The sequence below is a fragment of the Oerskovia sp. NPDC060338 genome (assembly GCF_042726295.1).
GTDB lineage: Bacteria > Actinomycetota > Actinomycetes > Actinomycetales > Cellulomonadaceae > Oerskovia > Oerskovia merdavium.
Genome location: NZ_JBHXCQ010000008.1, coordinates 1 through 13,373, shown reverse-complemented (window position 1 = coordinate 13,373; position 13,373 = coordinate 1). Strand labels below are relative to the sequence as shown.

At 73.3% G+C, this 13,373-nt stretch carries 11 protein-coding genes; all 11 read right to left on the bottom strand.

Features of this window, described 5'->3' with window-relative positions:
• Nucleotide 1 precedes the first annotated feature (1 nt).
• On the bottom strand, nucleotides 2–1,678 hold the full coding sequence (locus ACFWGN_RS10970; protein WP_377616876.1) for a CTP synthase: 1,677 nt from the start codon (nucleotides 1,676–1,678) through the stop codon (nucleotides 2–4).
• A gap of 116 nt (nucleotides 1,679–1,794) precedes the next feature.
• Complete coding sequence (gene murJ, locus ACFWGN_RS10965; protein ID WP_377616875.1) at nucleotides 1,795–3,483, bottom strand: murein biosynthesis integral membrane protein MurJ; 1,689 nt, start codon at nucleotides 3,481–3,483, stop codon at nucleotides 1,795–1,797.
• On the bottom strand, nucleotides 3,480–4,403 hold the full coding sequence (locus tag ACFWGN_RS10960) for a hypothetical protein (RefSeq protein WP_377616874.1): 924 nt from the start codon (nucleotides 4,401–4,403) through the stop codon (nucleotides 3,480–3,482). The genes murJ and ACFWGN_RS10960 overlap by 4 nt, the downstream gene beginning before the upstream one ends.
• 3 nt (nucleotides 4,404–4,406) lie before the next feature.
• Nucleotides 4,407–5,480 (bottom strand): copper transporter, encoded by a 1,074-nt coding sequence (locus tag ACFWGN_RS10955; RefSeq protein ID WP_377616873.1) that lies wholly within the window; start codon nucleotides 5,478–5,480, stop codon nucleotides 4,407–4,409.
• 85 nt (nucleotides 5,481–5,565) lie between these two features.
• Nucleotides 5,566–6,750: a putative cytokinetic ring protein SteA gene (gene steA, locus ACFWGN_RS10950; RefSeq protein WP_191805907.1), complete on the bottom strand. Its 1,185-nt coding sequence runs from the start codon at nucleotides 6,748–6,750 to the stop codon at nucleotides 5,566–5,568.
• 5 nt (nucleotides 6,751–6,755) lie between these two features.
• Nucleotides 6,756–8,501 (bottom strand): DNA repair protein RecN, encoded by a 1,746-nt coding sequence (gene recN, locus ACFWGN_RS10945; RefSeq protein WP_377616872.1) that lies wholly within the window; start codon nucleotides 8,499–8,501, stop codon nucleotides 6,756–6,758.
• Nucleotides 8,502–8,503: 2 nt separating this feature from the next.
• Nucleotides 8,504–9,505 (bottom strand): NAD kinase, encoded by a 1,002-nt coding sequence (locus ACFWGN_RS10940; protein WP_377616871.1) that lies wholly within the window; start codon nucleotides 9,503–9,505, stop codon nucleotides 8,504–8,506.
• Nucleotides 9,502–10,572, bottom strand: coding sequence for a TlyA family RNA methyltransferase (locus ACFWGN_RS10935; protein ID WP_377616870.1), 1,071 nt, complete (start codon nucleotides 10,570–10,572; stop codon nucleotides 9,502–9,504). The genes ACFWGN_RS10940 and ACFWGN_RS10935 overlap by 4 nt, the downstream gene beginning before the upstream one ends.
• Before the next feature lie 2 nt (nucleotides 10,573–10,574).
• On the bottom strand, nucleotides 10,575–10,805 hold the full coding sequence (locus ACFWGN_RS10930; protein ID WP_191805916.1) for a hypothetical protein: 231 nt from the start codon (nucleotides 10,803–10,805) through the stop codon (nucleotides 10,575–10,577).
• Nucleotides 10,806–10,920: 115 nt separating this feature from the next.
• Nucleotides 10,921–11,937 carry an HAD-IIA family hydrolase gene (locus ACFWGN_RS10925; protein ID WP_377616869.1) on the bottom strand — a complete coding sequence of 339 codons (1,017 nt, stop codon included), beginning with the start codon at nucleotides 11,935–11,937 and terminating at the stop codon, nucleotides 10,921–10,923.
• Nucleotides 11,934–13,373 (bottom strand): primosomal protein (locus ACFWGN_RS10920; RefSeq protein WP_377616868.1); only part of this gene is annotated, 1,440 nt, incomplete at its 5' end. The genes ACFWGN_RS10925 and ACFWGN_RS10920, both read right to left, overlap by 4 nt.

Genomic DNA, 13,373 nt, shown 5'->3' with positions numbered 1-13,373 from the left:
GTCAGGCCGTCCGGGCCTCGAGCGCCGCCGCGACCAGTCCCGCGAACAGCGGGTGGGCACGCGTCGGACGGCTCTTGAACTCGGGGTGCGCCTGGGTGCTCACGTAGTACGGGTGCACGTCCTTGGGGAGCTCGACGAACTCGACGAGCGACGAGTCGGGCGAGGTCCCGGAGATGACCAGGCCGGCCTCCTCGAGCTGCGCGCGGTAGGCGTTGTTGACCTCGTAACGGTGGCGGTGGCGCTCGGTCACCGACTCCGCGCCATAGGTCGTGGCGACCACGGAGCCCGGCGTCAGCGCGGCCTCGTACGAGCCCAGACGCATGGTGCCGCCCAGGTCGCCCGCGCCGTCGACGATCGCGAGCTGCTCCTCCATCGTGGCGATGACCGGGTTCTTGCTCTCCGGGTCGAACTCGCTCGACGACGCGTCCTCGATGCCGAGCACGTTGCGCGCGTACTCGATGACCATCGACTGCAGGCCCAGGCAGATGCCGAGCGTCGGGACCCGGTTCTCGCGGGCCCAGCGCAGCGCGCCGAGCTTGCCCTCGATGCCGCGCACCCCGAACCCGCCAGGGACCAGGATCGCGTCGGCGCCGCCGAGCGCGTCCTCGGCGCCCTCGGGCGTCTGGCACTCGTCGGACGGGACCCAGCGGATCGTGACCTTGGCGTCGTTCGCGAAGCCGCCGGCACGCAGGGCCTCGGTCACGGACAGGTAGGCGTCGGGCAGGTCGATGTACTTGCCGACGAGCGCGACCTCGACCTGGTGCTCGGGCTGGTGGACGCGCTCGAGGAGCTGCGACCACCCGTCCCAGTCCACGTCGCGGAACGCGAGACCCAGACGGCGCACGACGTACGCATCGAGGCCCTCGGAGTGCAGCACGCGCGGGATGTCGTAGATGCTCGGGGCGTCGATCGCGTTGACGACGGCCTCGTTGTCCACGTCGCACATGAGCGCGATCTTGCGCTTGACGGGCTCGGGGACCACGCGGTCCGCGCGCAGGACGATCGCGTCCGGCTGGATACCGATCGAGCGCAGGGCCGCGACCGAGTGCTGCGTGGGCTTGGTCTTGAGCTCGCCCGAGGGGCCGATGTACGGCACCAGGGAGACGTGCAGGAAGAAGACGTCGTCGCGGCCCAGCTCGTGGCGGACCTGGCGGGCGGCCTCGAGGAAGGGCTGGGACTCGATGTCGCCGACCGTGCCGCCGATCTCCGTGATGATCACGTCGACGTCCTCGCCCGCCTGAGCGCGCATGCGCGACTTGATCTCGTCGGTGATGTGCGGGATGACCTGCACCGTGTCGCCCAGGTACTCGCCGCGACGCTCCTTGGCGATGACCTGCGAGTAGACCTGGCCCGTCGTCACGTTGGACGAGGCCGGGAGCTCGACGTCGAGGAAGCGCTCGTAGTGACCGATGTCGAGGTCCGTCTCGGCGCCGTCCTCGGTCACGAAGACCTCACCGTGCTGGAACGGGTTCATGGTGCCGGGGTCGACGTTGAGGTAAGGGTCGAGCTTCTGCATCGTGACGCGCAGGCCACGGGATCGGAGCAAGCGACCCAGGCTCGAGGCCGTCAGCCCCTTACCGAGAGAGGAGGCCACGCCGCCGGTCACGAAGATGTGCCGGGTGCTGTGGTCCGAGCGGCCGCCGTTGACGGCGAGGGGTCTGTTCAGGTGATCTGCCACGGAACTCCATGCTAACAGTGACTCGTCGGGGGCGCGTCGGATCCAGCGTGGGATGACTCTCAGTCGGGTGCTCGTCCACCCGTCCGAGCGCCAGATGCCCGCGGCGCTCCCACGTCCTAGCTCGGGTCCGCGACCTTCGGCGCGCTCCCCCGGCCACGACGCACCAGCCCGACGACCGAGGACCTGTCGGCGACGAGCGCCAGCCCGACGACGAGCGCCGCAGCGACCAGCGCGACCCCGACGCCCACGGCGAGCGCCACCGCGACGTGCGCGTCGTCGGGCAGGAGGACCGTGCTGAGCCCCCGCCCTGCCGCGCCGCCGAGCGCCACGCCCACGACCAGCACGACCAGGGTGCGCGGCACGCCGCGCACCGCCTCGGGGCCGGAGTGGCGGCGCACCGCGAGCAGGAGCAGGAGGCCCGCGACGCTCATGCCCACCGCGGTTGCCACGCCCAGGAGCGCGAGCACCCGCACCTGGTCGCCGTCACCGAGCGTCGCCGGGCCCACGACGGCCAGCACGGCGACGACCACCCAGCCGGTCGCTGTCGCCACGACGGCCGCGCGCTGACGGTCCAGGACGTAGAGCGCACGCGAGAGGTGCAGGATCAGTGCGAAGCCCACGATGCCCGGCGCCATCGCGGCGGTGGCCGCGCCCAGCCCCTCGACGGACCCGTCGGTGACGACGGCGAAGACCGCCTCGACCGCGGCCGAGGCGGCGACGAGCGCCGCCACCCCCACGCCCGAGACCAGGAGGATGGTCCGCGTCGTCGACGCCAGGAGCCTGCCGAAGAGCTCGTGGCTCCCCTGCGCGACGTGCTCGGCCAGGCGCGGGAACGCGCTCGTGGCGAGCGGGAACGCGAGCACGGCGTACGGCAGCAGGTAGACCTGCTGCGCGTAGAAGTACGTCGGGAACGTCTCCTCCGGGCCGAAGTTGTTGGCCGCGTACATCGCCGCGAGCACCGACACCTGCTGCGCGACGAGCGCCCCCACCCCGGCGAAGGCCAGGTTGCGGGCCCGGACGCCCTCCCCGCCGGGGAAGCGCAGGGTCGGGCGCAGCCGCGTCCCCGTCCGGGCGACAGGGACGACCAGTGGCAGTGCCAGCGCCGCGACCCCCAGGGTCGTCCCCCAGCCCAGCCAGGCGATCGCGCTCGTCGACAGTGCCGCGACGTCCGCCTGGTTCCCGTCCGCCATGCCCGCGAACACCAGGTACACCACGATGACCACGACGCTCGAGACGAGCGGCGCGAACGCCTGCCAGAAGAAGCGCTTGTGCGCCTGGAGGATCCCCCCGAGGATCACCGCGACCCCGTACAGGGGGATCTGCAGCGCGAAGACGCGCACGAACAGCGCCGTGACGTCGACGAGCTCCGGGTGCTTGGCCGCCATCAGGACGTGAGCGATCGGGTAGGCGAGCGCCGCGAGCAGCGCACCGAGGGGTACCAGGACCAGGAGGGTCCAGCCCAGCAGTGCCGACGCGATCTTCGACACGTCGACCCGGGCGCCTCGCGCGATGGGGCCCGCCAGCAGAGGCACGACCGCGCCCGCGAGCGCACCGCCCGCTGCGACCTCGAACAGGACGTTGGGCAGGATGTTGGCCGACGTGTAGGCCGCGCCGACACCAGGGGTGCCGACAGCCCACGCCATGACGAGCGAGCGCGCGAAGCCCACGAGCCGGCTCGCGATCGTCACGGCCGTGATCATCAGGGCCGCGCCCGCGAGCGTCTGCGTACCCGCACGCACCCGGGAGGTGCGCGTGGGGCGTGGCGCGGGCGCGCTGTCCTGGCCCGGCGTCACGTCCTGGCTCAAGCTGGTGCGTCCTGACCGGGCGACGGCTCGCCGACGGGCGATGCCCCGGACGTTGCCGGCGGCGTCGGGCGGGCGGCGGGAGCCGCAGGACGCCGCCCCCACTGGTCGAGCCGGCGCAGCAGCGAGTTGCCGTCGATGACCTTCGAGAAGCTGACCTTCTCGCTCGCGACGTTGAGGCCCAGGACACCGGCGAGCGCGAGGAGACGCACGGCCCGCGGCGTCCCGAACGCCACCTGGGTGCCCACGAGCGCCCCCAGTGCGTTGGCTCCCCCGTCGCCGAGCATGTCGCGCTCGCTCAGGTCACCGGGCGCGGCCGCGGCGGCCGCACCGAGCACCGCGCCCGAGGTCGCACCCACGGGCGTCAGCGCGAGCGGCAGCGCGAGCGCCGTCCCCGACTTGAGCGCGCGCCCGGGACGCAGGTCGAGGAGGTTGAAGAGGTTGGCGCTCAGAGCCACGATCGAGCCGTTGACCGCGACGTCGGTCAGGTAGCCGAGCGTGGACCCGGTCCTGCGCGTGCCGACGAAGGCCGCGGCGAGCGACGTGGTCCCGATCCCGAGGACCTTCAGGCCACCGGTGGTGACCTGGCCCTTCAGGAGTGCCCCGACGTGCCCCTTGATGCCCTTGGTCCGCGTCGAGGTGTCCTCCGCGAGGTCGTCGACCAGGCCGAACGCTCCGCCCCCGGCGGTCGCGAGCGCGGTCGCCGTCCGGGTGCGGGCGTCGGGTCCCGCGACGAGAGCTCCCGCGACGAGGCCCGTGGCCACCGCGGGGCCCTCGAGCAGGCTGATGGGTTCTCCCCGGTGGTTCGTGCGCGTCCACCGCTCGGGCCCGCCGGGCGAGACCGTGTCGAGCACGCTGCGTGCCCCACCCGTCACGACGGCCGACACGACGCCTGCGCCGAGGGCGCGGAGGAAGGTGCCCATCGATCAGCCCTCGGCCGTCTCGCCGGTGGTGCCGGCGCCGTCGGTCCCGTCGGTGCCCTCGGTGCCGAGCGGCGTGTCGGGCGCTCCTGCGGGCGTGCGGTCGACCGGGGGCAGCTGCACGGACGGCGGGATGACGGCGGTCGCGCCGTCCTCGAACCCGAACTGTCCCACCTTGTCGCCGATGCGGGCAGCGAGGGCGAGCGGGACGGAGATCTGGCCGGCCGGGGCCTCGATGCCGCTCACGGTCGACAGGACGGCCGCGAGGTCCGCGTCGGCCGTGATGGTCGAGATCAGATCGCCCGGCACGGGTGTCGAGCCTGCGACGAGCGATCCCTCGGAGCGCGCCTGGGCGGCCTGTGCGAGCAGGACCTCGATCGAGACCGCGTAGGTGTCGGCCTTCTCGTCCGCGGTCCCGGTGGTCGTGCCGGTCGTCGGGGCGACCTTGCTCTCGGGCGCGAGGAGCAGGACGACGTCCGCAGGGACGTCCTGCTCCTGGACGACCTCGATGAGCTCTGCCTGCGCGAGCTTGAGCTCGATCTGGACCGCCTCGGGGGTGCGCTCCTCGGGGGCGGCGAGCTGCTTGGCCGTGAGGGACGTCGCGAGCCCGGCGGCCAGCTTCTCGTCCGTCCCGGACTCCGTGACGCCCGTCACGAGGTCGGTGATCTCGGTCGCCGTCGCCTTGCGCGCGTCCTCCTGCTTCTTGTCGGTCCACGCACCGTCGAGCCGGACGTGCCCGACGATGCTCGCGCCGGCGCCCTCGAGCTGCTCCTGCACGGCCTCGTACCGCTCGTCGTCGACGTCGCCGAGGTCCACCACGGCGACGCGCCGGTCCTGGAGCGTGCCCGCGACCAGCTGCGGGCCCGAGGCCACGATGAACTCCTGGTCGTCGGCGACCTTGAGGTTCGTCGCGTCGAGCTGGTCGCGCAGCTCGTTGCGCTCGAGGCGCAGCTGCTCGACCTGCCCGGTCAGCTGGTCGCCGATCGCGCCCTGCAGCGGTCCGGCGCCCAGGATGATCCCGACCGCCAGCGCCAGGAAGACCGAGATCAACGAGACGATGTGGTACCTGAAGTCGATCACTGTGCTGTTGCGTCCTTCGTGTCCGTGCGGGGCGACGTGCGGGCGGCGCGCGTCAGGGAGGTGGTGGGTGCGTACGGTCCGGGGCTCATGCGCCCCCGAACAGTGCGCCGATCCACGAGGTGAAGTCGTCGAAGCGGGCACCGATGATGCCGAAGACCGTCTGCCCTGCGGCCGTGGACCACATCGCCATGATCACGGCGAAGAGCCCGGCGAGCGAGAGCAGGGTCAGCTGCAGGTTGGAGATCCGGTGCTGGTACAGGCGTGAGACGCCCTTGGCGTCGACGAGCTTGCCGCCCACGCGCAGGCGCGTGAGGAACGTGCTGGCCATGCCCGAACGGCCCTTGTCGAGGAACTCGACGAGCGTCGCGTGCGTGCCGACCGCGACGATCAGCTCGGCCCCCTTGTCGTCGGCCATGAGCATCGCGATGTCCTCGCTCGTGCCCGTCGCCGGGAAGACCACGGGCTCGACGCCGAGCGCCTGGACGCGCTCGAGGCCGGGAGCCTTGCCGTCGCGGTAGGCGTGCACCACGATCTCGGCACCGCACGCGAGCGCGCGGTCCGAGACGGAGTCCATGTCGCCCACGATCATGTCGGGCTTCCAGCCCGCGTCGATGATGGCGTCCGCGCCGCCGTCCACGCCGATCAGGATCGGACGGTACTCCTTGATGTACGGGCGCAGCGTCGCGAGGTCCTCGCGGTAGTGGTAGCCGCGCACGACGATCAGGACCTGACGGCCCTCGATCACGGTGCGGATGTCCGGCACGCCTACGCCGTCGAGCAGGAGCTCACGCTCGCGCCGCATGTAGTCCATGGTGTTCTCGGCGAAGCGCTCGATCTCCTCGGAGAGCCCCGCGCGCGCCTCCTCGAGGCTGACCGCGATGGTCTCGGAGGTCTGGCGGACGCCCTCTGCGAGCAGGTCCTCGCCCGCGAACACCTTGCCGTCCTCGAGGCGCAGCTCGCGCCCGTCGGAGATGCTCATGATGCCGCTGCCGAGGTCGTCGATGAGGATGATCCCGGCGTCGACGAGGATCTCCGGGCCGAGGTTCGGGTAGCGCCCGGAGATCGACTTCGCCGCGTTGAGCACCGCGAGGGGCTTGGCGGTGACCAGGGCGTCCGCCGCGACGCGGTCGATGTCGAGGTGGTCGATGACGGCGACGTCACCGGGCTTGAGCCTCTTGGTGAGCGCCTTGGTGCGGGCATCGACTCGTGCGGGGCCGCTGGTTCCCGGCTCCGTCACGTCGGACGTGGATCTGCGCAGACTGATTCTCATCGCGGCTATCGTCCCACGACCGAGGACTCGAGCAGTTCGAGCGCGTGCTGCCGTGCGGCGTCCGACTCGTCCTGGCCGGAGAGCATGCGCGCCAGCTCGCGGACGCGCTCCTCGCCCGTGACCTCGTGCACGCCCGTGACTGTGACGGGATCGGCTCCGTCCCCGCCGTGCGACTTGGTCACGACGAGCTGCGAGTCGGCGAACGCGGCCACCTGCGCGAGGTGCGTCACGACGATCACCTGCGCGGACCGCGCGAGCGAGGCGAGCCGTCGACCGACCTCGACCGCGGCGCGCCCGCCGACCCCCGCGTCGACCTCGTCGAAGACGAAGGTGGGGAGCGGCGCGGCAGCGTCCGTCCCTGCGTCGGCACCCGACGTGGCGAGCGCGACCTCGATCGCGAGCATGACGCGTGAGAGCTCACCGCCCGAGGCCCCCTTGCCGAGCGGGCGCGGCGGCGAGCCCGGGTGCGGGACGAGCGAGAGCGTCACGACGTCGGCGCCCCACGGGCCGGGCTCGTCGGCGGGCGTCACGTCGACCTCGAGCCGCGAGCCGCTCATGGCCAGGCCGGCGAGCTCCTCGGTCACGGCGTGCGCGAGCCGCACGCCCGACGCGGTGCGCGACGCGGTGATGCGCGCGCCCAGCGCGGACAGCAGGGCCGTGAGCTCGTCGGCGCGCTCGGTCATCGAGCGCAGGCGCTCACCGCCGTCGTCGAGGTCCAGCAGGCGCAGCCCGGCGTCGCTGGCCCAGGCCAGGACGTCGTCGATCGTCTCGCCGTAGTTCCGGGTCAGGGCGCTCAGCGCGGCCAGGCGCGTGTGCGCCTGCTCGAGACCCCCGGGGTCCGCCTGGAGGTCCTCGACGTAGCCCGAGACCTCGGTCGCGATGTCCGCGAGTGCGTACCCGACCCCGGCGATCCTCTCGACGAGCCCGGCGAGGCTCGGGTCGAGCTGGCTCGCGGCCTCGAGCGCGCGGCGTGCGCGCTCGACGGCGGAGCTCGCGTCACCGGGGACGTCGCCCCCGTCGAGCGCGTCGTCGCTGACGATCGCGTCGTGCGCGGCCTGCGCCCCGAGACGCAGCTCCTCGGCGTTGCCGAGGCGGGCGACGAGCGCGGTGAGGTCGGCGTCCTCGCCCGGCTGGGGGTCGACCCGCTCGATCTCGGCGAGCCCGAAGCGCAGCAGCTCGGACTCGCGCGCGCGTTCCTGGGCGCGCGTGGTCAGGTCGGCGATCTCCTCCAGGAGCCCGCTGCGCTCGGTCCACGCGGCGCGGTACTCGTCGAGGAGCGCGGCGTGCGCGTGGCCCGCGAACGCGTCGAGGGCCGCGCGCTGGTGGCTCGGGGTCCGCAGGCGCAGCTGGTCGGCCTGCCCGTGGACGGTCACGAGGTCGTCGGCGATCTCCGCGAGCACGCCCTGGGGCACGCTGCGGCCGCCCAGGTGCGCCCGCGAGCGGCCCTCGGCCGCGACGGTGCGCAGGACCACGACGGTCCCGTCGTCGTCGACGCTGCCGCCGGCCTCGTCGATCCGCTGCCCGACGGCGTCGCGCCCGCTCACGCGCAGGCGCCCCTCGACCACGGAACCGGTCGCGCCGGGGCGGACGGTCGACGGGTCGGCCTTGCCGCCCATGAGGAGGCCGAGGCCGGTCAGGACCATCGTCTTGCCTGCGCCCGTCTCACCCGTGATCACGGTCAGCCCAGGGTGCAGGGGGACGCGGGCGGAACGGATCACGCCCAGGTTCTCGATCGAGATCTCCTCGAGCACGGTCACTCCCCCTTCGGGTCGGGTGCGGTCGGGCGTCCGCCGTCGGGTCGCTTCGCGGCGTCCACGGCGGCGGTCGCCGCCTGGCGTGCGACGCGGGCCGCCTCGGCCGCGTCCTCGGCCACGCGTCCTCGCCACCCGACGACCGGCAGGGAGAACTTGGAGACGAGCCGGTCGGTGAACGGCGCCGTGCTCAGGCGGGCGAGCCGGATCGGCGAGTCGCCGCGCCGGACCTCGACGCGCGAGCCCGCAGGCAGGTCGATGCGCCGGCGTCCGTCGCACGTGAGGACCCCCGGGCCCGCGGAGCGTTGCAGCAGCTCGAGCGCGAACGTCGACGAGGGACCCACGACGAGCGGGCGGGCGAACAGCGCGTGCGCCGCGAGGGGCACGAGCAGCATGGCGTCGACGTCGGGCCACACGATGGGGCCACCGGCCGAGAACGCGTGCGCCGTGGACCCGGTCGCGGTGGACATGACGACGCCGTCGCAGCCGAACGAGGACAGCGGACGACCGTCGACGCCGATCGCGACCTCGATCATGCGTTCGCGGGACGCCTTCTCGACCGTGGCCTCGTTGAGGGCCCAGCCGACGCGCGGCTCGTCCTCGCCGGGGAGCGTGACCCGGACCTCGAGGACACCGCGCTCCTCGACCACGTAGTCGTGCGCGGCCAGGCGCTGGACGGCGGCGTGCAGGCCCTCGCGCTCGGCCTCGGCGAGGAAGCCGACGTGCCCGAGGTTCACGCCGAGCAGCGGGACGCCCGTTCCGTGCGTGAGCTCGGCCGCTCGCAGGATGGTGCCGTCACCGCCCAGGACCATGACGACCTCGGACTCGGCGACGCCCTCGCGCGTGCGGAGCTGGGCCATGTGGTCGCCGAACGTCTCGGCGAGGTCGTCGTCGTGCAGCCCGACCTCGAAGCCCGCGTCCTGGAGCTCCTTGACCGCCTCGTGCAGCGCGACGACCGCCTCGGGTCGTCCACCGTGCGTGACGATCAGCACTCTCCTGGTCACAGGGCTCCTCCGGTCGATCGGTGCGGGTCCGTGCCGACGGCACGGCCCAGGTGGTCGGTCTCGCCGACGCGCGACGGTGCCTGGTCGCGCCGTCCTGCGTGGTCGCGCGGCGCAGCCTGGTCGTCGGGCACTGCGAGCGAGTCTGTCAGGTCGACGGACCGGGCGCCCTCCGGTTCGCCGGCAGGTTCATCGACCAGCGCGACGAGGGGCTGCTCGCCGAGCGGCGAGCGGACGGCACGTTCGATCGCGCTCTCGAGCCCGGCGGGGCGGAGGTCCTGGTGAGTGCTCCTCGGCCGGTCCCCTGCTTGCGGTTCGGGGCGCAGCCACAGGAAGAACTCGCGATTGCCGCTGGGGCCGGGCAGCGGGCTCGGGATCACGCCGAGCGGGCGCAGGCCCAGGCGGGCGGCGTCGAGCGCGACGTCGAGCACGGCGCGCGCGTGCAGCGCCGGGTCGCGGACCACTCCCCCGGTGCCCAGGCGGTCGCGGCCGACCTCGAACTGCGGCTTGACCATGAGGAGCAGGTCGGTGCCGGGTCCGACGACCCTCGCCACGGGGGGCAGCACGAGCCGCAGCGAGATGAAGGACAGGTCCGCGACGACGACGTCGGGCGTCACGTCGAGGTCCGCCGGGGTCAGGTCTCGGACGTTGAAGCCCTCGCGGACGGTGACACGCGGGTCGTCGCGCAGCGCGGGGACGAGCTGGTCGTGCCCGACGTCGACGGCCACGACCCCGCGCGCACCACGGCGCAGCAGGACGTCGGTGAATCCCCCGGTCGAGGCTCCGAGGTCGAGCCCCAGGGCCCCCTCGATGCGGGGAGCCTGCTCGGGCGTCCGAGCACGGATCGCGTCGAGGGCGCCGGCCAGCTTGAACGCGGCACGGGACGCGTACCCCTGGTCGGCCGGGTCGGGGTCGACGTGGATCTCCTGGTCGGGTCGCACGGGCAGGGAGGCCTTGGCCACGACGCGTCCGTCGAGGCTGACGCGCCCTGCGCCGATCAGCTCGGCGGCGCGCCCGCGTGAGCGGGCGAGGCCCCGGCGGACGAGCTCGGCGTCCACGCGTGCGCTCACGCTCAGTCCTCCGCGTCCGCGAGGCGGACCTGCAGGGCCTCGTGGATCGCGTCGAAGACGGTGACGTGGTGCTCGAGGGGCGCGTCGGTCAGCTCGTCGAGCCGGCCGAGGGCCGCGGTGACCGCGTCGTCGGTGGGTTCGCCGCCCGACGCCGTCACGCCGGTCCGCACGTCTCCGGGGGTGGGGACGGGGGTCGGGGTGGGAGCGCCGTCGTCGACGGTGTCCTGCGCCATGCGTGTTCCTCCAGTCCGTGTCCAGGGGTCGGGTGCGTCGCACCGGTGCCGTGGTGCGCGGCTGAGAGCCGCGCGGTCACCGCACCGGTGCAACGCTACCGGTCAGGACAGGATCTCAGGCGTTACCGACAGCGAGATCGGGCACGCTGTCGGCATCCACCGATCCCCCCGCGTCGACCGTCGCCCATGCCGCGCCGCACGCGGCACGGATCAGGTCGACGCCCTGAGGTCCGGTCAGCTCGAGCACACCCTCGGTCGCTCGCGCGGCGGACTCCCCGCACGTCCACCAACCCTCGGCGGCCTGGACCGGCGCCTCGTGGGGCACCAGGAGGCTCAGGAGGTCGGCACCGATGTAGTGCGGGCGCAGTCCGGGCTCGGCGAGGACCGCGTCGCGGCCCCCGTTGACGCCGGTCAGGACGTGCAGGCCCGGGTACCCGCCCGAGCGCGCGCCGGCGAGGTCGGTGTCCAGACGGTCACCGACGACGAGGGGCGACGAGGCCCCTGCCCGCTCGACCGCGAGGTGGTACATGGTCGGCGAGGGCTTGCCCGCGCTCGACGGCTCGACACCCGTGGCGGCCTGCACGGCACGCACGAGCGAACCGTTGCCGGGCGCGAAGCCACGGGCCGTGGGGAGCGACAGGTCGAGGTTGCTCGCGACGTGCCAGGCTCCTCGCTGGATCGCGTACGCGGCCTCGGCGAGCTGCGCCCAGCCGAGCTCGGGCGCGAAGCCCTGCGCGACCGCGACGGGCTCCTCGTCCGCGCTCTCGACGATCACGAAGCCCGCGTCGTGCACGGCCGTGAAGAGACCCGCTCCGCCGACGACCAGGACGCGAGCCCCGGGCTCCAGCCGGGTCCGCAGGAGCGCTGCGGCGGCCTGGGCGGCCGTCATCACCTCGTCCGAGGACGTGGGGATGTCCAGCTCGGTGAGCTGGGAGGCGACCGACTGCGGCTCGCGCGACGCGTTGTTCGTCACGAAGACGAGGCGCATGCCCGCGGCACGGGCCCCCCCGAGGCCGGTAGCGGCGTTCGGGATGGGCTCGTGCCCGCGGTAGGCGACGCCGTCGAGGTCGACGAGGGCCAGGTCGTAGCGTTCTGCGAGCGGGATGTCGCTCGCGATCAGCCCCAGGCTCACTTGGTCTCCTCGTCGTTCTCCGTGCCCGACGCCGCAGCGTCCGTCTCGTCCGTGGGCGCGGCCTCGGTGTCGGGGGCGTCGGAGTCCGACCCGTCGGTCTCGTCCTCGTCGGACGGCGCGGCATCGGCCTCGTCAGAGTCCTCTTCGGTCTCGTCCTCGTCGAGCTCGACGGCGTCCTCGCTCAGGTCGTACACGACGACCTCGTCGTCGAGCGACGTGCCGAGTGCCGCGGCGAGTGCACGGGGGTCGACGTCCGCGAGGATCGCGGCGGCCTCGTCGAGACGACCTGCGGCCTCGAGGACGCTCGCGCGCGCCTGGAGGACTCGCAGTGCGAGGTCTCCCTGCGCCTCGGCAGCGGGGATCTGGTCGAGGACGGCCAGAGCAGCCTCGAACTCACCGAGGTCGGCACGTGCGCCGCTCACGACGAGCGCGAGCTCGGTGCGGCCGTGCGCGTCGAGCGTGCTCGCCTCCTCCGATGCAGCAAGGGCCAGGGCGCGCTCGGGGCGCTCGAGCCCACGCTCGCAGTCGGCCATGATCGGGAGGTGCTCCGAGGAACCGTTGAGGCGGCGAACGGTGCGCAGCTCACGCAGCGCCTCGGCGTACCGGCCCGTCTGGTAGGCCGTCAGGCCGGCGGCCTCACGGACCACGTCGACGCGGCCTGCTCGGCGGACGGCAGCCTGAGCGTGCTCGTAGGCGAGCTCGGGGTCCGTGTCGATCAGCTTCCCGGCCATGACCAGGTGGCGTCCGACGACCGTCGCGTTCTCCTTGCTCAGGGTGCGCAGACGGCCCCGCACGTCACGGTCGAGGTCCGAGAACTGCACCGCTTCGTCGATCTCCGGGCCCGCGTGACGCTGGTCCTGCGGAGGACGCGACTGACGCTCTCCCTGATCGGTCGAACGCTGCGGGCGGTCGCCGTAGCTCTTGCGCTCGCCGCCACCGGTCTGGGGGCGGTCGCCGTAGCTCTTGCGCTCGCCGCCACCGGTCTGGGGGCGGTCGCCGTAGCTCTTGCGCTCGCCGCCACCGGTCTGGGGGCGGTCGCTGTAGCTCTTGCGCTCGCCGCCACCGGTCTGGGGGCGGTCGCCGTAGCTCTTGCGCTCACCACCACCGGTCTGGGGACGGTCGCTGTAGCTCTTGCGCTCACCACCACCGGTCTGGGGACGGTCGCTGTAGCTCTTGCGCTCACCACCACCGGACTGAGGGCGGTCACCGTAGGAGCGACGCTCGCCAGAGCCCGAGGACTGGGGACGGTCGCCGTAGGAGCGACGCTCGCCAGAGCCGGAAGACTGGGGACGGTCGCCGTAGGAGCGACGCTCGCCAGAGCCCGAGGACTGGGGACGGTCGCCGTAGGAGCGACGCTCGCCAGAGCCGGAAGACTGGGGACGGTCACCGTAGGAGCGACGCTCGCCAGAGCCGGAAGACTGGGGACGGTCACCGTA